General features: G+C 68.8%; 18 protein-coding genes and 5 pseudogenes. 14 read left to right on the top strand and 9 right to left on the bottom strand.

Annotated elements, in window-relative coordinates:
- Positions 1-55: 55 nt before the first annotated feature.
- A complete protein-coding gene (locus OHA98_RS19510; RefSeq protein ID WP_266927459.1) occupies positions 56-532 on the bottom strand; it encodes a hypothetical protein in 477 nt (158 codons plus the stop codon).
- A 181-nt stretch (positions 533-713) separates the two neighbouring features.
- Between OHA98_RS19510 and OHA98_RS19505 the strand changes: the two genes are divergently transcribed.
- Positions 714-2,258 (top strand): IS1182 family transposase, encoded by a 1,545-nt coding sequence (locus tag OHA98_RS19505; protein ID WP_266927959.1) that lies wholly within the window; start codon positions 714-716, stop codon positions 2,256-2,258.
- A 458-nt stretch (positions 2,259-2,716) separates the two neighbouring features.
- Here OHA98_RS19505 and OHA98_RS19500 read toward each other — a convergent pair whose 3' ends face one another.
- The 3 genes and pseudogenes from OHA98_RS19500 to OHA98_RS19490 form a co-directional block, all read right to left on the bottom strand.
- Positions 2,717-3,313: a hypothetical protein gene (locus tag OHA98_RS19500; protein ID WP_266927458.1), complete on the bottom strand. Its 597-nt coding sequence runs from the start codon at positions 3,311-3,313 to the stop codon at positions 2,717-2,719.
- A 30-nt stretch (positions 3,314-3,343) separates the two neighbouring features.
- Positions 3,344-4,170, bottom strand: a pseudogene (locus OHA98_RS19495) (leucine zipper domain-containing protein).
- Entirely contained in the window at positions 4,167-4,661 is a 495-nt protein-coding gene (locus tag OHA98_RS19490; protein WP_266927457.1) for a cupin domain-containing protein, read from the bottom strand. The pseudogene OHA98_RS19495 and the gene OHA98_RS19490 overlap by 4 nt, the downstream one beginning before the upstream one ends.
- Before the next feature lie 80 nt (positions 4,662-4,741).
- On the opposite strand from OHA98_RS19490, the gene OHA98_RS19485 reads away from it, so the two are divergent.
- The 5 genes from OHA98_RS19485 to OHA98_RS19465 all read left to right on the top strand — a co-directional run bounded on the left by OHA98_RS19485 (position 4,742) and on the right by OHA98_RS19465 (position 9,176).
- Entirely contained in the window at positions 4,742-5,593 is an 852-nt protein-coding gene (locus OHA98_RS19485) for a LysR family transcriptional regulator (RefSeq protein ID WP_266927456.1), read from the top strand.
- A gap of 489 nt (positions 5,594-6,082) precedes the next feature.
- A complete protein-coding gene (locus tag OHA98_RS19480) occupies positions 6,083-6,424 on the top strand; it encodes a hypothetical protein (RefSeq protein ID WP_266927455.1) in 342 nt (113 codons plus the stop codon).
- 330 nt (positions 6,425-6,754) lie between these two features.
- Positions 6,755-7,033: a hypothetical protein gene (locus OHA98_RS19475; RefSeq protein WP_266927453.1), complete on the top strand. Its 279-nt coding sequence runs from the start codon at positions 6,755-6,757 to the stop codon at positions 7,031-7,033.
- A gap of 391 nt (positions 7,034-7,424) precedes the next feature.
- The gene (locus OHA98_RS19470; RefSeq protein ID WP_266927452.1) at positions 7,425-8,024 is read left to right on the top strand and encodes a hypothetical protein; all 600 of its coding nucleotides are present in this window, start codon (positions 7,425-7,427) and stop codon (positions 8,022-8,024) included.
- Positions 8,025-8,294: 270 nt separating this feature from the next.
- Entirely contained in the window at positions 8,295-9,176 is an 882-nt protein-coding gene (locus OHA98_RS19465; RefSeq protein WP_266927450.1) for an IS3 family transposase, read from the top strand.
- A gap of 217 nt (positions 9,177-9,393) precedes the next feature.
- On the opposite strand, the pseudogene OHA98_RS19460 reads toward OHA98_RS19465, so the two are convergent.
- Positions 9,394-10,337: pseudogene (locus OHA98_RS19460) on the bottom strand (phenylacetate--CoA ligase); the annotation flags it as partial.
- 66 nt (positions 10,338-10,403) lie between these two features.
- Here OHA98_RS19460 and OHA98_RS19455 point away from each other — a divergent pair.
- Positions 10,404-10,616: pseudogene (locus OHA98_RS19455) on the top strand (IS6 family transposase); the annotation flags it as partial.
- 431 nt (positions 10,617-11,047) lie between these two features.
- Here OHA98_RS19455 and OHA98_RS19450 read toward each other — a convergent pair.
- Positions 11,048-11,932 (bottom strand): LysR family transcriptional regulator, encoded by an 885-nt coding sequence (locus tag OHA98_RS19450; protein WP_266927448.1) that lies wholly within the window; start codon positions 11,930-11,932, stop codon positions 11,048-11,050.
- 262 nt (positions 11,933-12,194) lie between these two features.
- Between OHA98_RS19450 and OHA98_RS19445 the strand changes: the two genes are divergently transcribed.
- Together OHA98_RS19445 and OHA98_RS19440 are read left to right on the top strand one after the other, a co-directional pair.
- The gene (locus tag OHA98_RS19445) at positions 12,195-13,298 is read left to right on the top strand and encodes a M20 family metallopeptidase (RefSeq protein WP_266927958.1); all 1,104 of its coding nucleotides are present in this window, start codon (positions 12,195-12,197) and stop codon (positions 13,296-13,298) included.
- A 148-nt stretch (positions 13,299-13,446) separates the two neighbouring features.
- Positions 13,447-14,145 (top strand): DUF6585 family protein, encoded by a 699-nt coding sequence (locus OHA98_RS19440; protein WP_266927447.1) that lies wholly within the window; start codon positions 13,447-13,449, stop codon positions 14,143-14,145.
- 154 nt (positions 14,146-14,299) lie between these two features.
- On the opposite strand, the pseudogene OHA98_RS19435 reads toward OHA98_RS19440, so the two are convergent.
- Positions 14,300-14,419, bottom strand: a pseudogene (locus OHA98_RS19435) (enoyl-CoA hydratase); the annotation flags it as partial.
- A gap of 512 nt (positions 14,420-14,931) precedes the next feature.
- Between OHA98_RS19435 and OHA98_RS19430 the strand changes: the two are divergent.
- Positions 14,932-15,786, top strand: coding sequence for a hypothetical protein (locus tag OHA98_RS19430; protein ID WP_266927446.1), 855 nt, complete (start codon positions 14,932-14,934; stop codon positions 15,784-15,786).
- A gap of 81 nt (positions 15,787-15,867) precedes the next feature.
- On the opposite strand, the pseudogene OHA98_RS19425 reads toward OHA98_RS19430, so the two are convergent.
- A pseudogene (locus tag OHA98_RS19425) lies at positions 15,868-16,018 on the bottom strand (ATP-binding protein); the annotation flags it as partial.
- 464 nt (positions 16,019-16,482) lie between these two features.
- Between OHA98_RS19425 and OHA98_RS19420 the strand changes: the two are divergent.
- From OHA98_RS19420 to OHA98_RS19405, 4 genes are all read left to right on the top strand, one after another.
- The gene (locus tag OHA98_RS19420; RefSeq protein WP_266927444.1) at positions 16,483-16,869 is read left to right on the top strand and encodes a site-specific integrase; all 387 of its coding nucleotides are present in this window, start codon (positions 16,483-16,485) and stop codon (positions 16,867-16,869) included.
- Positions 16,866-17,180 carry a helix-turn-helix transcriptional regulator gene (locus OHA98_RS19415; protein ID WP_266927443.1) on the top strand — a complete coding sequence of 105 codons (315 nt, stop codon included), beginning with the start codon at positions 16,866-16,868 and terminating at the stop codon, positions 17,178-17,180. Before OHA98_RS19420 ends, OHA98_RS19415 begins: the two co-directional genes overlap by 4 nt.
- Positions 17,181-18,020: 840 nt before the next feature.
- Complete coding sequence (locus tag OHA98_RS19410) at positions 18,021-18,401, top strand: hypothetical protein (protein ID WP_266927441.1); 381 nt, start codon at positions 18,021-18,023, stop codon at positions 18,399-18,401.
- 76 nt (positions 18,402-18,477) lie between these two features.
- The gene (locus tag OHA98_RS19405) at positions 18,478-19,104 is read left to right on the top strand and encodes a helicase associated domain-containing protein (RefSeq protein ID WP_266927440.1); all 627 of its coding nucleotides are present in this window, start codon (positions 18,478-18,480) and stop codon (positions 19,102-19,104) included.
- Between the two features lie 203 nt (positions 19,105-19,307).
- On the opposite strand, the gene OHA98_RS19400 is transcribed toward OHA98_RS19405, so the two are convergent.
- On the bottom strand, positions 19,308-19,604 hold the full coding sequence (locus OHA98_RS19400; RefSeq protein WP_266927439.1) for a hypothetical protein: 297 nt from the start codon (positions 19,602-19,604) through the stop codon (positions 19,308-19,310).
- Positions 19,605-19,935: the final 331 nt, after the last annotated feature.

Genomic DNA, 19,935 nt, shown 5'->3' with positions numbered 1-19,935 from the left:
CAGGGATGGGGGCATCGACGACGAAGCCGGCGAGAGTTCATTGGGGGCGAGTCGGCTAGAAGTCGGGCCGGTGTCCCGTCATGAGGTCCTGGGCGTTCTGCCCGTACTCGGTCAGAACGCCCAGGAAAGTGTCCTGGCCCCACAGCGCCAGTCCCAGCGCCGCGACGAAAACGGCCGACACATGCAGGGCACCCACCAAGTCCTCGCCGCACACCTGCCGAACCCCACCCAGGTCGTCGCGAGCCCAGGCACGTACGGCCTCGGTGACGGCGAACTCGTAGTGCGGCGGCGCGGCCGAAGCGACGAAGTCAGCCAGACGCACCAGACGGCAGACCCCGATGCCCCGGCCGACAACCTCGACGATGCTCAGAGTCCACTGGAACTGCGCCCCGAGGATTGCGTACGCCCTCGCCTGACCGGACGCGTCCAGCGTGACGAGGGAACTCGCCACCGCGACGGCGTCCTGCTCCGCGTACCCGCGCACAAGGGCAACGGCGCAGTCCGAGGCGGCTATCTGCCCAGCTTCACTCATGACCACCACGCTAAAGGTGGAGGTTCCTCTTCCGGATCGGTCCTCGGTCGCACCCGGCCTCGGAAGAAAGCCCTAGAAGACTGATGAAGATGTTGGGTTCTGGCCCCGCCGCGTCAGCGGCGGGGCCAGACTCGTTGTTGTGGTTCAAGGGGAGTGGGTCGGGGAGACGGTCGGGCCCGATGTGTGGGTGACGTGCCGGGAGTTGATTCCGGCTGGGAGTGTGTTCGCGTTCCTGGCCGAGCACCGTGGCCGGCTGTTTCCCGCGGAGATGTTCGCCGACATGTATCCGTCGGCGAACGGGCGGCCCTCGATGCCGCCGCAGATCCTGGCCGCCGCGATCACGGTGCAGGCCTTGCACGGCCTGTCGGACTTCGAGACGGTCCAGGAATTACGCTGTGACCTGCGGTGGAAAGCCGCCTGCGGGCTCGGTCTGCACGACATGGCCTTCGACCCGTCCCTGCTGGCCTACTTCCGTCGACGGCTGGCCCGCTCCACGCGCCCGAACCGGGTCTTCGAAGCGGTCCGCGAGGTCGTCAAGGCCACCGGCGTCCTGAGGGGCAGGCGCCGCCGGGCACTGGACTCCACCGTCCTGGACGACGCGGTCGCCACCCAGGACACCGTCACCCAGATCATCGCCGCTGTCCGGGCGGTCATCCGGGAAGTCCCGGGAGCTGGCCCGGCCGCGGCCGTGCAGTGCACCGCGCACGACTACACCGACCCGGGCAAGCCCCGCATCGCCTGGAACGACGCCCGGGCCCGCGCCGCGCTGGTCGACGCCCTGGTCACGGATGCACTGCGGCTGCTGGGGCACCTGCCCGAGCAGCAGCTCGGCGAGAAGGCCGCGAACGCGGTGGGCATCCTGGCCCTGGTCGCCGGGCAGGATGTCGAACCGGCCGAGGACTCCGACGGCCGCGACGGGCGCTGGCGCATCACCCAGGGCACCGCCCCTGGCCGCATGGTCTCCACCGTCGATCCCGAAGCCCGGCACGTCCACAAGACCCGCTCCCACAAGCAGGACGGATACAAGGCCCACCTCGCCGTCGAGCCCGAGACCGGCCTGTTCACCGCCGTCGCCCTCACTCCCGGAACCGGGCCGGAGCACCACGAAGCCGCCGTCGGCCTGGACCTGCTCGCCGAGGAGGACGAGCCGGTTCACGCCTTCGGCGACACCGCCTACTCCACCGGTGACGCCCGCCAGGTGCTGGAGCAGACCGGACACCGGCTGTTCCTCAAACCCGCCCCGCTGCGGGCGGCCGTTCCCGGCGGTTTCACTCTCGACGACTTCGCCATCGACACCGCCGCGGCCACCGTGACCTGTCCCCAAGGACACACCGTCCCTCTGTCGGACCCGGGCGGGCAGCACCACCAGCGCAAAGCGGCTTTCAAAGACCTGTGCACCGGCTGCCCCCTGCGTGAGAAGTGCACCAGAGCCAAAGCGGGCAGGATCCTGACCCTCCGCCCCCACCACGACCAGCAGGCGGCCGCCCGCCACCAGGCCGCCACCGACCCCCATTGGCAAGCCGCCTACCGTCGCTGGCGACCACCGGTCGAACGGGCTGTCGCCTGGATCGTCCGCCGAGGCAACCGCAGACTCCGCTACATCGGCACCATCAAGAACGACACCTGGCTCCACACCCGAGCAGCCGCTCTCAACCTCCGCCGACTGATCAACCTCGGACTCACCCACACGAACGGCACCTGGCACCTCGCCCCAGCCGGCACATGACCACGAGGGGCTGCCCGGCCTCCGGCCGGACAGCCCCTCAACAAGATCTTCATCAGTCTTCTAGGCACTGTTTCTCGGATCATGTTCGGAGCCAGATCATGAGGGCTCCGAGGGTGACGGTGCCGAGGTAGATGTAGGCCCGATTCTCGTACCGGGTTACGACGGGGCGGAACCCCCGGCGGGAGCACAGTCTCCTCCAGACCCGACGTGCGGTGCGGGATCAGCATCACCGCATGCCCACCCACATGCCCGGGCATCGGCGCGTCCGAGGCTCATTCGTCGGCGAGCTGTTCGCTCACCCGTTCAAAGACTCGCTCGGCGACGGAGAGTTCGTCCCGCTCGGCCCGCACCTCCGCCAGCAGCTCGGGATCCAACATGCGCCGGATCGTAGAAGACCGCCCAACCACTGCGGGCAGGAACCGGTGGTCAGCTCCCTGCCTCTGCTGCCGACCGCTTGATCAAGAACTGCTTCGCCGCCTCGACCGCTTCCTTGTTGAGTTCCTCGAAGGAGCTCCCCAGCCCTCCTGGCAGTCGTCCCAGCCGTGTGCACAGGAGACGAGGGGTTCCAGATCTTCGGGATAGTCAAGGTCATGGGCGATGTCTGCCCAGATGATGTGGGTGCCGGTGGCAGGGGCGAGGGATCCGTCAACGATCTGACCGGCGACCCAGTGGGCCATTGCCCACTTCGCGGCACGCGGGTCAGCAGGGGGCTGGAAGACCAGTCCCAACTCCTCCAGCACCTGGTCGAAGAGCCCTGGGGCGTCGGGCTCTTCGGTCCGGAGGAGGCCAGCCAACATGGCGAGGGAGGGGCTCTCAATCCCGGCAATCAACGCGTCAGGCCCTGCCTGGATGAGCCGGTCGGACCCGACGTGAGTACAGAACGCCCGCTCGCGCGCGATGTGGCTGAGCTGCTTGAGGGCATCGTCGGGGTGCATCAGAGTCTTCCCGGTCGGCGTCCGGGAGAAGAAGGCTCGCACATCCGGCGACGTCGTTGCCGCGCTTCTCTTCGACTCAACCGTGCTGACAGACGGTCTTCTCCGCAGACTCACGCCCATGACCAGCACGAGTACCCTAGGTGTACTCGGTCATGACATTGGTGACAGTCGGCTGATCGGTGGCTGGCCGCCGAGCGCAGTGTGTCGGCGGCCGGTGTTGCAGAAGCCGAGCCAGGGTGCGAGTGCTCGGGCGCGCTGGGCGTTGCTGGTGAAGACCTTCCGGTAGGCCCATTCGGTCTGCATGGTCCGGTTGAAGCGTTCGGCTTTTCCGTTGGCCCATGGGCAGTGCGGGCGGGTGAACTTCTGCCGTGCGCCGAGTGCTTGGCAGGCGGCCTGGAAGTCGTGGGAGAGCCGGTAGTTCTTGGCGTTGTCGGTCATGACCCGCTCGATGCGGGTGATGCCGCGGGCGTGGAAGAACTCGGCTGCGCGGGTGAGGAAGCCCGCGCAGGTGGCGCCCTTCCCGTCGGGAAGGATCTCGGCGTGGGCGAGGCGGGAGTGGTCATCGACGGCGGCGTGGACGTAGTCGTAACCCAGGCCCCGGAGGGATGCGGGTCGTTTGCCGCGGCCGTGGGCGCGGTGGCCGCCGCCGGCGGGGATCTTTCCGAGTTTCTTGACACGGTGTGAATCATGTCGCCGGGCCGGGGGTGTTCGTAGCGTCGGCTGCTGGCTCTGGTGGCTCGGATGACCTGGCCGGTCATGGGATGGCGGTGCGGGCTGCTGCTGCGGTCCTGCAGCCCGCACCAGCCCTCGGCGCGGTAGCGGTTCACCCAGCGGTGGGCGCACTGACGGGAGACGCCGAGTTCCTTCGCGACATGCGCGACCGGACGCCGGTCGAGGGCGACACGGCGCACCAGCAGGCATCTGCCGTGAAAGGTCAGCCGGGGCGGGCAGCCGGGGTGTCGGCCCGCCGGCTTCAGGCGAAGTCGGTAGCGGGCTCGGTGGCGTAGCGGCTCATCGTGTGAATGCCGGCCTGGGGTGTCAGCGGCCTGCCGTCGGCGGTCATGCTCTGGAGGTCTCGGAAGTACTGCACATACAGGTCGGGGGTGAACATGCTGAGCATGACGGCGGGTCGGTCGGCCAGGTTGGCGAAGGTGTGCGGGGCGCCGCGCGGGACCATCACGAGTGTGCCCGCGACCGCGTCGTAGTCCTTTTGCCCGACGGTGAACCGCACCGTGCCGGAGATGATGTAGAAACCCTCCTCGTGCTGGGCATGGCGGTGCTGCGGCGGTCCGGGGGTATGCGGGGCGAGCACGGACTCGGCGATCCCCAGGCGGTGCCCGGTGTGGCTGCCGTCTTCGAGGACGCGCATATGTGTGGTGCCCATGACGATCGTCTCGCCGTCGTCGGGGCCGACCACCGATACGGCGGGGCCGGCCTGCGGTTTACTGGTCTTCGCTTCGTCGGTCATGCTCCGAGTGCACCGCCAGGGCTCTGCGAGTGTCCAAGACCTGTTACAGCACGCCGATACCTTGCGGGTATCGTCGCAGCGTGGAGCTACGTACCCTGCGCTACTTCGTGGCGGTCGCCGAGGAACTCAACTTCGGCCGGGCCGCCACCCGCCTGCACATGAGCCAGCCGCCACTGAGCCGGGCGATCAAGCAGCTGGAGACAGAGATCGGTGCCCTGCTGTTCGCCCGCTCGCAGGCCGGCGTCACGCTCACCCCTGTGGGGGCGCTGCTGCTCGACGAAGCGCGGGCCCTGCTCGACCAGGCCGACCGCGTCCGCGTCCGCGTGGCCGCGGCGGCAGGCGCCGCGACCCTCACCATCGGCATCCTGGGCGACGGCACCGACCCCGGCATCACCAGGCTGGCGGCTGTCTACCGCCGACGCCACCCCGGCGTCGACATCCGCATCCGCGACACCGACCTGACCGACCCGACCTGCGGGCTACGCGCCGGACTGGTCGACGTCGCCCTGACCCGTGCGCCGTTCAACGACACCGCCCTGACGGTGCGTGAGCTGCGCACCGATCCGGTCGGTGCGGTACTGCGCACCGACGATCCGCTGGCCCGTCGCGACTACCTGAAGCTGGCCGACCTGGCCGACAGCCGATGGTTCCAGTTCCCGCAGGGAACCGACCCGATCTGGCAGTCGTACTGGAATGGCGGCAAGCCGCGCGAGGGCCCGGTGGTGCGCGTCGTCCAGGAATGCCTGCAGGCCGTGCTCTGGAACAGCACTGTCGGCTTGGCCCCACTCGGACACGACCTGCCCGAGAACCTGATCGCGGTTCCGCTGGTCGACATGGCGCCAAGCCGAGTGGTCGCGGTACGGAACGACGGCGAAACCAACCCGTTGGTCCACTCGTTCATCGAGGTCGCGATGGCCGCGTACCGCCACTGAGCACCTACAGCCCCAGCCGGGCACGGCCCAGTGCTCAACGGCCAGCCGCGCGTGGCAAATCCATTCGAGGGCCTCCGAGGGAATCGGTGCCGCCACAGCTCGTGAACAACTCGAACGCGATGGCTCCCAGAGTGCCGCCCGAAGAGTTTTCGTGAACTCACGGGGGGGGGGCTTGGCCCTGTTCTCGTATAGCTCCGGCGAACGGACATGCAGCGCTGAGTATCTACATGGGGGCTGCGGTCGCGCAGCGGGAGGGCGGCGAGTTCGGTGCGCGCCGTCTCGACGACCTCGGAAGGGCATTGCGTCATGGCCATCAGCTTTACGAGCGGTGGAGTACCCGAGGCCGAAGGTCCGGTGAATCGTCCGCCGGGCTCTTCCGAGCAGCCGATCTGGACCGGTCTCGGGCTCCTGGTCGTCTGCGCCGGTCCCCTGATCCTGCTGGCAGGTATCAGCCGGTAAGTCCCCGACGACGACAGGCTGAGTGTCGTCGTGACCGGCCTCGTCTGTACCCCTCTCACCGTGGTCGTCCTGGTCCTGGCCATCGTCGGCACCGTGCGGGACCAGCGTGTGTGGCTCGACCTGGACACGGCAAACGTGCGCGTCAATGGGCGGGTCACGTCCGCGCAGCGCGTGTGGTGCGGAGAGAACGACCGCTGCACCAGGGTCCGGATGCTGGTCACCGTGCCGGGCCGGCCGCCGTTCACCACGAGCCACCTCGTCTCCGGTGAGGAGATCATCGAAGCCGGGACGAGCGTCCCGGTCGACGTGCACCCGATGCGCGACCTCGTCCGCCTGGCCGCCAACCCGTCCACGGGTGGGGCGTCCCGGTAGTTCTCCCGCAGCAGGCAACGTTCTGGTCGAGCCAGTGGGCTGCGTTACGGGTACCCCCATCCTCGGGAAGCGGTAGAGAGACGTCAGCCGTCCGCTGCACGGGCTGGTCACGAACCCGCACGGTTGCGTATCCGCGGGCGGTGGGGGCGACCGCGGCCGGGCGGCTGAGGGCGACATCGAGCAGCGCTGCCCGCACATCGATGCCCAGGGCGTGCCGGATCAGGACCCCAATCTGCCTGGCCCGGCTCGGTAGTGTCGATGCAAGACAGCAGACGTAGCCAACGCCCTGCTGGGCCGGGGCCGGTTCTCGCGGAGCCGTGACGTGCTGTCATGGCAGGATCGACGCGGGTCGGCAAGGTGCTGGCCAGCAGGAGGGCGTACACGATGGAGTCTCTTGACGAGGGCACCCGTGTCAAAGCGGCACAGAGTATTTTGATTGCACAAGGCGAGCGTGGGCAACCCCGCCTTTGGATAACTGAGGGCACGCCAGGCATAGTGGAAGAGAGTCGGGCAGCCGGACCAATCAAGTATCTGCTGACTGTCAGGCTCGATAACGGGCTCACCGTTACTGACATCGACCAGACGTACTTCACCGCCAACGAAGACTGAATCGAAGCAGATTCCGTAGCGCCCCACACCCCTTGTGGTAACTGCTCCGGGCCGTACCACCACCCCGCAGCCCGACCTCGCTCTCCTGAAGCCGCGCGGCCGTGCTGGCGAGAGCCGGCCGGCGTCGGCGCGAACACTCCCACCTGGCGCGAACCGCAGGCGGTGACCGCGCGAACATCCAGCCCTGCTTGAGGCGCTCGGCATCAAGCAGGACGCCGCCCGGACCCTGGCCGGCGACCTCGGCACACAGATCGCCGAACTGCAGGGCTGGCTGCGGGAGGCCGGGACCCACTTCGAATACCTGGCGATCGCCAGGAAGACCGTCACCGCCCCTCGCGGGCCGGCTCCCCGGCCCAGGTCCGCTCGCCCGGCCTGCCCGAGTGGCCACCATGTGGCCATTACGGAGCACTGGCCGCGCCGCATCGTCCGCGGCTACAAAGCTGACAGGCCCGAACGAGGAGCCGACGGCGGCCGTCGCGTCGGCAGCGGCGACATGATCCCCCGGGACCAGATCTTGCCCCGCATCGCCGAGCTGCTCGACGCCAACCCGGCAATCACGATCAACGAAGTCGCCGACACTCTGGGAATCGCGGAGTTCCCGACCGCCCAGGCCGGCCTCGCACAGCTCCGCGGCCGGCGCATCGCCGACCTGGTCGAGGCCACCCCCGGTCTCACACCGACCGAGGCCGCTGAGCACCTCAGCTACCCCACCGCCACCCACCACGGCGCCTCGGCGATCGCCGAGGCCGAACTGCGCACTCGACGCGCCCGCCCGTACCTGCAGCGGGTCGCCGACGTCCTGGCCCAGGCCGACGTCGCCGAGCCGGTCCGGGTGGAGGTCCGCCGGATCGGCGACGACCACCTGGCCACCGCCGCCGCTCCGGAAGGCGAGGGCATCCGGTACCTCGGCAGCGGCACCGAGCCGGAGCCGGCCGAGTTGCTCACCGAGTTCGCCGACCGCCGCAAGGGCTCCAAGCACTCCAAGGTCTGAGCCCGGGCAGCGCATCACGGTCGCCGACCTCCGTGACAGTCGTGGTCATCAAGTCAACGACCTCATCGGCCCGGCGCCCTCGCTCACACTCTTGCCGCCCGCCGCGTCAGGTGGCTTGGCGTCACGAGTGGAAGGACTCGGTCGGCGTTGTCCTCAACGCTGCGGAGTGCCTCCGGCGACCTGCGGTTCGCCGACATCCCAAGGTGGCGGCCGGAGGCGCAGCTGGCCATCTTCAACCGCGAACGGTCTTGTCAGGCCGCAGGTGGCCTCATGCCGCTGCCAAGCTGCGGTCGCGACACCATCCAGAAGACGAGCAAGCGCCTCCACACTCCCTCCGCCCGTTCCGTGCGCGATGAGGAACTCAAGGAGCGGATCCAGGAGGTCTATTCGTCCAACTACCGCGTCTACGGGGCCCGGAAGATCTGGCGTGAGCTGAACCGGCAGGAACACGCCGTGGCCCGCTGCACCGTCGAGCGCCTCATGCGCGAGCTCGGTATCACTGGAGCCGTCCGCGGTAGGAAGGCGATCACGACGATCACCGATCCGGCCGCCGAGCGGGCCCCGGACCTCCTTGACCGCGACTTCGTCGCCAGTGCCCCCAACCGCTGCTGGGTCGCGGACCTCACACACGTCGCAACCTGGAACGGAGTCGTCTACGTCGCCTTCGTCGTGACACCTTCTCCCGTCGCATCGTCGGCTGGTCCGCCTCCACCACCAAGGAGACCAGGATCGTCCTGGACGCCCTGGAGATGGCCCCTGTGGCAACGCAATCGGGATGGATTCCCGTACGAACAAGGCGAGTTGATACATCACTCGGACCCACGTCGGCCACGTCAGAGCCGGCCTTCCTGTTGCTGCGGCTCGCCGAGCATCGTCTTCCCCGTCACGGGGGTCCTGGGCAACGGGGAGCCGCACGCGGACTCCTTCGCCCTGGACGAGATCGGGTGCATCCTGCTGTCCGCCCTGCGGGACTGGACACGCGACTCCCCCACTACGGCCATGGTGGGCATCGCCCGCAGCATCATCCGCTTCGTCGAGATCGTCATCCCCGACCCCGACGACCACGGAGACACCCGCGCCACCCCGGAGACCATGCGCGACGAACACCTGGAGTGGGCCCGCACCGTGCAGTCCATGACCGCGCGCCCGTAGCCACGCGCACGATGCGCACTGGTGCGCTGGTGCGCATCCACCCGGTGCGTATCCACTCGGTGGGTGGTGCGCACCGGTGCGGCCGGCGGCGCGGGAGTGGTACGCGTCGGGTGGTCGGTGCGGTGGAGTGGGCCGAGTGGAGGCGGCGCGTTTCTCCTTGCCACGGGCCCTTGACACTGTTGGCGAATCCGGCCCGCCGAGTCCTACTCGGCGGAGATCACGCCTCCCGCAGGTCCTGGACCCGTCGGAGTTTGCCGGGGGATCGCTCCAGGGTCTCCGGCTCCACGATCGCCACCTCGACGGTGACGCCCACGCCGTCCTTCACACCCTTCGCGATCGCCCTGGCGGCGGCCTCCCGCTGCTCGGGGTCGGCGCCGGGGCGATACTCGAGCGGACGGCCATACGGTCCATGCGGCCGCGTCGGCTCAGCTGGATCTGGAAGTGCAGGGCGACGCCCGGGGTGCGCAGCACGACCTCCTCGAACTGGCTGGGGAAGACGTTCACCCCGCGCAGGATGATCATGTCATCGCAGCGGCCGGTGATCTTTTCGATGCGGCGGAAGGCGGGCCGGGCGGTGCCGGGCAGCAGCCAGGTCGGGTCGCGGGTGCGGTAGCGGATGATCGGCAGGGCATCCTTGGTGAGCGAGGTGAAGACGACCTCACCCTCCTCGCCCGCGGCCAGGACGGCGCCCGTAACCGGGTCGACGACCTCGGGGTAGAAGTGGTCCTCCCACACGTGCGGCCCGTCCTTGGTCTCCACGCACTCCTGGGCGACGCCAGGGCCGTTCACCTCGGACAGGACGTAGATGCCCACTTTGAGACTGCTGGTACGCGGGTCTATGCCCTGCCTGTCGAATTCGTCGAGCAGAGTGAGCATGTAGGACGGGGTGACCATGATGATCTCAGGCTTGAAGGCCTGGATGATCTGCACTTGGCGCGCCGTCATGCCGCCGGAGGCCGGGATCACCGTACAGCCGGCCCGCTCGGCCCGGTAGTGCGCACCGAGACCGCCGGTGAACAGACCGTAGCCGTAGGAGATGTGCACCTTGTGGCCGGGACGTCCGCCCGCGGCGCGGATCGAGCGGGCGACCACGTCCGCCCACATGGACAGGTCGTTGTCGGTGTAGCCGACGACAGTGGGACGGCCGGTGGTGCCGCTGGAGGGCACTGTCACGTTGGCTGACGGGTGGGATGATCTTCGGGTTGGTCATGGTGGAGGGGGTTGTCCGTGGGCAGTACGCCGCCGTCGCACAAGGGGCACCGGTACCCGGTCGAGGTGATCTCCCACTGCGTGTGGCTGTACTTCCGGTTCCCGCTCAGCTTCCGCGAGGCCGAGGAGCTGATGCTCGAGCGCGGCGTCATGGTGTCCTACGAGACGGTGCGCCGGTGGTGCCCGAAGTTCGGCCGGGCCTACGCCAACGTACTGCGCCGCCGGCAGCCCCGGCCCTTCGAGATAAGGCCGCGTATAGGCGTAGAACCGGCCGTTCGAGTAGCCGTATTCAAGCCGAACAGGCGCCAGCCCCGGCTCTCCCTGCCGCCCTTGACGCCCACTCAGCACTCGCCGCCACTACCGACCTGCCATTTCCCCCATCTCGGCGATGGCGACCGCGATCCGCGGCGGCCAAGATCGCAACCACATACACGCCCTTAAGGGACACGGCACATCTGTCTCACGACCTTGTCCCTGTCAGTGCGAGGTCTCAGGAGGGTCCTCAGCCAAGGCCCCTCATTGCACAGCCTCAAAATTGATCACCGAGTGGCCGTCCGTACACCACTCCGTCAGCGTGACCCGTCGTTCCGTACTGGCCAGCACACTCGACGCCTTATACCCACACTCACCTTGCATACCGGCTGATCGCTCCGGAAAACGGTTCAGTCAACGGTGTCGCGCAGCAGATCCCGCAGTTTCAATGCCGTCGGCAGCGGGGCGGCAGGCAGCGCCACATGCACGGTCCGCCGCAGGGCCGGATCGGTGAGGCGGCACAGGACGAGTTCGTCGGGGACCGCCCGGGCGGCCAGCGAGGGGACCAGCGCCACCCCCAGCCCGGCGGCCACGTAGCCGAACTTCCCGGTCCACTCCGCGATGCGGATGATCTTCCTGGGAGTGAAGCCCGCCCGGGCGCAGGCGTCGGCAAGCATCGTGGGACGGTCTCCGTACGCGCTCTGGAGCCATGTCTCGTCGTGCAGTTCACGCAGGCCGATCGTCCCGGATCCGGCCAGGCGGTGTCCGCGCGGGAGAGCGACGAACAGTTCGTCCTCGCACAGCAGGCTCGTCGTGACCCCGTCGGCCGACGGCAGGCCGGACGGGTAGTCGCTGACGACGGCGATGTCCAGCGCCCCGTCCGCGAGGCGGGCCATCAGCGTGTCGGTCGGGCCCTCGACCGCGACGACCTCGACATCCGGCCGGGCCTCCTGGAGCGCCCGTAGGGCAGCGGGCACCAGGGAGATGTTGGCGGTGGCGAACGCGCCCATGTGCAGCAACCCGCCGTGCCCCGCGTGCAGCACCGCCAGCTCGCGCTCCGCCCGCGTCATCCGGTCGAGCACCTCCAAGGCGTGCCGGTGCAGCACACGGCCGGCGGGATTCAGCCGTACGCCCCGAGGGAGTCGTTCGAGCAGCGGCCCGCCCGCCCGCTGTTCCAGCGCGGCGATCCGCCGGGACACCGCGGACTGCGTGTAGTTGAGCCGGACCGCCGCTTTCGTGAACGATCCGGTCTCGCCAACGGCCACGAGCAGCCGCAGCGCGTCAATCTCGAACACGTTCCTTCCTCCTCCAAGCCCCATCCGGCCATCACCATCTTCTCCAACACATTCCTTCAGTGCATAGATCCTATGCAATCCAGTCGCTGGTGGAATGCCTTGTCCCGCCCTAACGTCGTGCACGCGGCGGAGCTCCGGAGGGGGAGCGATCTCCGCCGCTGCCCATGGCCGATGAGATCCGAGGGGGAAGTGTGTTGTCGCGAGGGGGAGTTGATATGGGGTGGGGCCGGTGACCCGGGGGGTTGCGCTCGCGTTGCCGGCGATGCTGGCCGATTTGGAGGACCTCGTACTCTGCGAGTCCTTCTCGGCGGACCACGCGGCGGTGGCGCGCAGCGCCGAGGTGGTCGGTGCCCTGGGGGCGAGGCTGTTGGGGGCCGGGCCGGAGATGATCGTGATCGACGGTGTGACCCATCTGCGGTGGACCTTCGGTACCCCGCGGGTCCTGTTGGTGGGACACCACGACACGGTGTGGCCCATGGGCTCGCTTCAGAAACACCCCTGGTCGGTGGCCGACGGGATCGCCCGCGGCCCTGGGGTCCTGGACATGAAGGCGGGCCTGGTGCAGATGTTCCACGCGCTGGCCTCCCTGCCCTCCCCGGACGGGGTGTGCGTACTGGTCAACGGGGACGAGGAAGTCGGCTCACCGACCTCCCGGCAGCTGATCGAGGAATCCGTGCGGGGGTGCGCGGCCGCCTTGGTGCTGGAGGCGTCCGCCGACGAGGAGGGCGCGCTCAAGACCGCCCGCAAGGGCACTTCGCGGTACGAGGTCGTGGTGCACGGCCGGGCCGCGCACGCGGGTCAGGAACCGCACAAGGGGGTCAACGCCGCGGTCGAGGCCGCTCGCCAGGTGCTGTCCATCGCCGGCCTCGGGGACTCAGTGGGCGCCGTTGGTGCCGCCCCCTCCGTCCTGGGCTTCGCGACCGTCACGCCCACCCTGCTGTCGGCCGGCAGTGCGCGCAACACGGTGCCCGCGCTGGCGCGGGTGTCGGTGGACGTGCGCGCGCCGACCACGGCGGCGCAGGACCGGATCGACGAGCTCATGCGGGGACTCACCGTCCGGACTCCCGGAGCCCGGCTGGAGGTGCTGGGGGGCAGGCAACGGCCGCCCATGGAGCCGGAGTCCTCCGCCGAACTGTTCGCCCTCGCCTGCCGAATTGCCGCGGAACTGGGCCTGGAACCGCTGCGGGGGATCGCCGTCGGCGGTGCCTCGGACGGCAACTACACCGCGGCGGCGGGCTGTCCGACGCTGGACGGCCTGGGCGCCGTGGGCGGTGGCGCGCACGCGGACACCGAGTACGTCGAGATCGCGCAGATGGCCCCCCGCACCCGTCTGCTCGCTCAACTCATTGACCACACGACCAGCTGAAGCGGCCTTGACGAGTGTCGCTCCGAAACGAAACCGAGGCCCCTGTATGAGCGTGCCGGGTTCCCCGTCCCCTCAAGTCGCCCAACTGGCTTCCCGTAGAGGCTTCGGCCGACTCGAACACACTTTCCTGCCGAGGAAGGAGGTCAACGTGCAGGAGAAGTACCGGGGACTATTCATCGCCGCTTCCCTGACCGGCATCGCCTGCCTGGCGACCGGAGGCATCCTGTTGTGGGTCTACACGAGCTGGTGGGTGGGGGGGTACCCCCTGCTCCTCTCTGCGCTGAGCATCGGTGCCCTGCTCAACAGCCCCAACTTCCGGAAGAAACTCGGCAGTCAACGGCTGCACCTCTTCGAGAGGGGTCTGCTCGTGGACAGGGGCGCCGGGCAGTTGTTCGCGGTCCGCTGGGACCAGGCGGTCCATTACCAGGAAACCGTCCAGGAAGTGATCATCTACAAGGGCACGAAGACCCCTTACAACACCACGCACACCTCCACCCTGGTAGCGCCCAACGGCACCAGGGTGCAGATCTCGTCCAGATTCGCCGACTTCGGGACCTGGCTGCCCCTGATCTCCGAGGCCATCGCCCGCGCCCAGGCCCAGAAGGTGTGGGAGGCGGTCCGTGAGGGGCAGAAGGTAAGTCACGGCCCGTTCAGCGTGGACACCACCGGTATCTCCACCGAACGCGAAGGAGTCCTGCCCTGGTCGGCCGTCGCGACGATCGATGTCGGCGGGGGCTTCGTGGCCGTCCGGCAGCACGGACAGCCCAGAGCCTGGGCGCTCGCCAAGGTCGAGACCGTGCCGAACCTTCTCGTCTTCCTGACCGTTTCCTCGAACCTCTACGGGTGACGCGCACGCTGGCGCCGGCCGTCCGTACGTGGACCAGTGGCTGAGCGGTCGAGGAACCGCCGCAGTCCGGTCCGCACGCCGTCCGTGGGCATGGGGCGGCGAAGCAGGCCGCCTCGACGGCGATCCCCTCGTCGATCGGCAGGTTGACGCCGCGGGTGACCGCGCGCAGGCAGGCTGCTACGGCCGCCGGTGCGTGCCGGATAATCCGTGCGGCCAAGTCCCGTGCAGCGTCGAGGAGTTCGTCAGCGGGCACGACGTTGTTGACGAGGCCCATCCCGGCGGCTCGGGTGGCCGGGATCGGGTCGCCGGTCAGGACGACCGCCCGGACCCGGTCGCCGCAGTCGACGCGGTCCAGCTCGGCGAACATCGCGTCGATCGTTGGATAGTCGAGGGCGTTGAGTCTGCGTTCCCTGTCGATGGTGATCGTGACGACGTGATCGTCCTGCTCGGTGTGGATGGTCATGCCGGGTACTCAGTTTCGCCAGGGGCGCGGACGCACCGAGGCCAGGGGCGTTGGCCACGAACGTTCGCGGGTTCGATTTCTGGGGTTCGCCGCGCGATGCCGCTTCGGATCCGCCCGCCGAGCAGGAATTCCGACCGGGGGCCGGGGCCCTACGACGTCAGTCGCCGATGTCACGAGCCCCGGGAAGACGCAGTAGGTGGCTGCGGGCCGGGGGTGTCGCCGGCGTTCGCTGCGGTCAGCCAGCCGCACGCCCCGACATCACCCGATCAGTTCAGTACCATGGCTTCCCGGCGGTCGGGCCGACCTGCACCACAGGAGGCGTCATGGAGATCGTGGACCCGTCAGTGCGTCGGCGCCAGCAACGCGATCGTCAGGTGGGCAATCCGGCGGCCCTGTGTATGGGCGTGATCTGGTTCGTCCTCGGCGCCGCCGGCGCCTTCGTGCTCGGCCTCCTCGTCTCTCTGTGGTTCGACACGCTGCGCGCGATCTCCCTCAACGCGCCGTCCGGCACACACGTCTCCGGTGTCTCGGTCCCGCTCGTCGTCGCCGGGATGGCCGCAGGGGCCCTCCTGGTGGGCCTGGGGCTGCCGGTGGGCGCCCAACATCTCGACGGCTACCGGGCTGCACGGGGCGGCGGCGGATGGGCACTGGCGATCGGCGTCGCCGGCTTTGCCCTGGGCGTCGCTGTCGCGGCACGGGACTGGGTGGCGGCGGACCGCATCGGTTGGGTGGTGACGGACTACGATCCGCCGGAGCCCTGGGGTTGGGGGCGGTGGATCCTCTACTACGCAGACCTCTGGCTGCCGGGCCTCCTGATCGTGCTCTCGCTGCTGCTGGTGTGGTCGGCTGTCCGGGCCGAGCGCCGCGGCGCCGCGAACGCCGCCACCCGGGACCGGCTGCTGATCGAGGGGCTGCGGACCACCGGGACCGTCAGCGAGCTGCGCATACACTACTCCAGCGACGACTCCGGTGGGCGGCACGTTGCGGGGGCCACCGCCACAGTCACCTACGTCGACGCCGCCGGCACGCGCCGCTGGGTGACGCGCAAGTACGCCGATGCGTCCGTGCTCGTCCGGGGTGGAGAGGTGCAGGTGCTCCACGACCCTGCCCGCCCGGACGACGACGACTCGGTGTTCGTGAGCTTTCTGCGGGAGCCAGCCGCCCTCGACTGGGTCTGACGGGAAGCTCGGCGGAACTCCGGCTGGTGTCGGCGTACGGAGTTGGATCCCCAGTTGCGTACCTTTCCTCGTCCCCACCTGTCAGGCCACGTCGGTCTCGCGCTGGATGGCCTGGAGGCAAGTTCTTGAGTCGGTAGCTGGGACCTTTGCTGGCGACGACTTCGCAGTGGTGCAGGAGGCGGTCGAGGACCGCGGTGGCGAGGACTTCGTCGCCGAAGACCTGGCCCCGTTCATCTGGGGCTGGCACATGTTCCTGTTCGTGGATCGCCGCTGCCACCGGCCCGTATCCGTCTTCTGCTGTCCTCATTGGTCTTCGTGGTGGTACCCGGATTCTCCAGGTGTTGCCTTGATCGGTCAGATGCGAGAAAGGTGTGCCGGTGGCATCCCAGTTGAGGGTGGTCCAGGGTGGTGCCGTGCTACTGGAGCCGGTGACCGCCCATCCGTGGGAGTTTCAGGCTGAGTGCGTTGAGGCGTTTGTCGCCTCGTGGCGGGCCCACGGGTTCAGTCCGGTGACGGTCGAGAACGACATCGGACTGCTGGAACGAACGATTACCGCGCTGGGCCGGCCCGCCTGGGACGTCACTCCCGAAGACATCGACCGTGTCGTCGGTGACCTGGCCCTTGCCGGGCGGGCCGCCTCGACCCGCCGCGGGCAAAGGCGCCCGCACCTCCGGGCCCCGACCGCGTCGGGTACCGATGCTGGACGGGCTCGACCTCGTTCTGCGCTGGTTCCTCGACGACGTCCGCAGGAAGTTCCCCGACTCACCGGTGCTGTTCACGGACAGGTCCGGCGGAAGTCCGCATCGCGGGACGATCCACAACCGTTTGCGCTATCCAGTGGAACTCGAAGGCGGGCCGGCAACCGACCGGTTCAGTCCGCACGCCCTGCGAAGGGCCTGCGCGACCCACAACTACGAGCGCGGTGTGGACTTGGTGGCCATCCAGCAGCTCCTTGGTCACTGGACGGTCAGCTCGACCATGAGATACGTCCGTCCCTCCGCAACGTTCATCGAGGATGCCTACCGCCGCGCGGTGACCACCACGCTCGGCGAACTCACTGCCGAGGGGGACAGCTCAGCATGAAGATCCGATGGCGCCTGCGGATGGCCGCCGCCCAGCGGGAGGTCTGGACCGGCACCCAGCTGCAGCGGCTGCTGGCCGAACGCGCCGGGCTGCAGATGTCCTCCGCCTCGGTGTCTGCGCTGTTCAGCAAAGAGCCCTCTCAGGTGAAGATGTCCACTCTGATCGCGTTGTGCACCGCGCTGGACTGCACCCCCAACGACCTTTTCGAGGTCGACACCACCCCCGTCGAACGTCCCGCGGCCCCGATGCGGCCGGTCGCCGACCGGCCGAAGGCAGCCTCCGCGCGGGGCCGTTCGATGCCTCATCCGTGACCCGAGGAGGGCGGCATCATGGGCGTCAAACAGAGCGACTGCACCGGCTGCGGAGCCCCGGTCGGGTTCATCGACCGGCACTACTGCTGCCGCTGCACTGCCCAGCAGAAGGAGGCCGCGGCCCGGGCCGCTTGTCCCAGTGCGGCCAGCAGCGTGTCCTCCAGGCGGACACCGGCCGGTGCATCATCTGTACTCGCGTATGCACCGGATGCGGCACCGGTGCGGCGTAAATCCTCGACTCTCTGCCGCACTTGCCTGCGGAAGGCCGAACGCGACGCCGCCAAGGCGCCATGCCCTCGCCGCAGCCGGCCCGGATATCTCCGCAAGGACACCGGCTGGTGCGGGCACACCGCTCTCGTCCCCGACAGGCCAAACAGCCGCCCCGCGCCTGTGAACAATGCGGCAGAGTACGGAAGCATGCAGGCCTGGGACTGCGCTCGGCCTGCTGGCAGCGTCACTCCGACCGGCCCTTCGTCCGGGCCGAACACCTCGTCGCCGAACTCGACAATCCCCCCAACTGGCTGCAGGACTTCACGACAGATCTCGCCGCCAAGTACTCCGTCGGCCGGGCCTGCACGATGATCACTTCCCTGGGGCGGCTTCTCCGGGACGGCCAGCCCAACCTCCCCCAGTCCGTACTCGAACGCTCCCGCCACCCGGGCCGCTCGATGGGCTCGCTCGCACGTGCCCTGGAGACCTTCTTCACCAGTCGCGGTCTGGCCATGGCCACGGACCAGGCCGAGCGGCTCGCAGCCGGCCGACGACGACGTCGCGTCCTCGCGGTCCCCGACCCCCTGCGACCTTCGGTGGAGGCTTTCGCCGACTTCATGATCCGCTCGCGTGAGCGGTCCCGGCGTGCCGGAACGCTGCCCCGCACCGATGTCACCATCGAAGCAGCACTGGGCACTGACCGACGTGCACGATCTCGAAGCTTTCCTGGCCGGCTCGTCCAAAGCCCGAAAGCGTCGGCTGGTGGTGCTCGGACAGTTCTTTCGCTTCGCACGTTCCCAGAAGATCATCCTCGTCGAACCTGCCCGCGGTCTGACCGCCCGAGGACCGAGCGGCTTCACCGGTGCGACGCTGACGCTTGACCAGCAACGGCTGCTGTTCCGCCGCTGGACAACGGATCCGGCCGTCCACCCGCACGAAGCCCTGCTGGGCATGCTCGCCTCGTTGCACGGCGCCTCAAGCCGCGAGGTCAAAATGCTCCAGGGCCGTTGACCTCGACTGTCGTACCCGCACCGCCCGGCTCGGGAGCAACCGCCCGCACCCGGTCCTTTTGGATCCGCCGTCCTGGGTGGCAGTGGAACGCTGCCTGGCCCACCGCGAAGACCAGCGGACGGACAACCCGCATGTGATGGTCACCCGCCAGACGAAGTCCGGCCGAAGGACGGCCTGGACAAAGACCCGGGCGCGCCGAGACGCGGGCCGAGCAGCGTGGCCACTCGACTGGCAACGCCACTACCGGATCCTCGCCGCCCTCACCGACACCGAAGCCGGCGGAACCCTCCCCGACATCCAACCCGGTGTCCTCTTCGAAGGCGACGACCTGGGAAAGCGGCTCGCACAACAACGCCGGGCACACACCTGGGCGCAGCTGAGCGCCGTGCAACAGGAACGCCTCGGCAGGCTCGGTGTAGCACCCGACAAACCTGTGCCCGCCCAGGTGAAGGCGCACGCGGCGAAGGGAGCGGGCGGGCTGACGGCACCCTTCCGGCGGGGAATCGCGACCCTTGCGTGGTACCTCCAGCACGAAGGGCACGAACGGCCGGTCCCGAAGAAGCACGAGGAACCTGTCGACATCGACGGGCAGGAGCACGTGGTGAAGCTCGGTGTGTTCATCAGCAACACCAAGAGCCGACGCGACAAGCTCACCCAGGAACAGTGCGAGGCTTTGGCCGGGCTCGGGGTGGAGTGGGCGTGACACCGGCCGCAGCCGGTCGTAGAACCGGTGGAACGGCCCAGCACGGAGAGACCCCGGGCGAAAACGCCCGGGGTCTCTCCGTGCTGGGCATCCCGGCCGGCAACGCCAGCACCCCTTTCTTCGTCACGTCACGAGCCGTTAAGCCCAGGCCCGCCCGAGCCGGGCCTGATGTGGAGCAACGAGGAGTGCCGACGATCACTGAGTCAGTTGTTGCCGCCGCCGTTGTTGCCCCCTCCGTTGTTCCCGCCGCCCCCGCCACCGTGCGGCGGGGAGAGCAGGTTGAGCAGGCTGCCCAGAATGATGGGTTTGTAGACGTTCGTGTTGCCACAGATGTTCGAGACGCCCGCGTCGTTGCCGACGGCGCACGCGAGGCCGGAAACTCCGCCGCGCCCACCGCCTTCGCCGTGGCCGTAACCGTCCGAGCCGGCGACGGCCCCGCCTGCGGTCGCGAGTACAAGGCCGACCGCAGCGGCAGCGGTGACTGCGAATTTCTTGATCACGTTGCTCCTCCTGGTGAGAACTTCGAGTTCATGGTCCAGTGCCGCGCACGCCGGCAGCGCTCGCCTCGGTCGCCGTTACTCGCGTCTTTGCACAATTCCACCCTTTTGACGCAAAGGTTGACTCGTTGGTCACGGAGACGGTCGCCGCCGGAAGAGCCGCCGAAGCCGGCCCACCCGGGAACAGCACGAGGTCCATACCGGGCTCGGGGCGGAAGGGGCGTGACACCGGCCGTGGCCGGTCGTTGAACCGACCGGGACAGACGTCACGTCATGTCGCACAAAAGACCCCGGGCCCTATCGCCCGGGGTCTCCTGCCGTCGGCGCCGCGTGT

This window comes from Streptomyces sp. NBC_00654, assembly GCF_026341775.1.
GTDB lineage: Bacteria > Actinomycetota > Actinomycetes > Streptomycetales > Streptomycetaceae > Streptomyces.
This window is presented reverse-complemented; position numbering and strand designations above follow the sequence as displayed.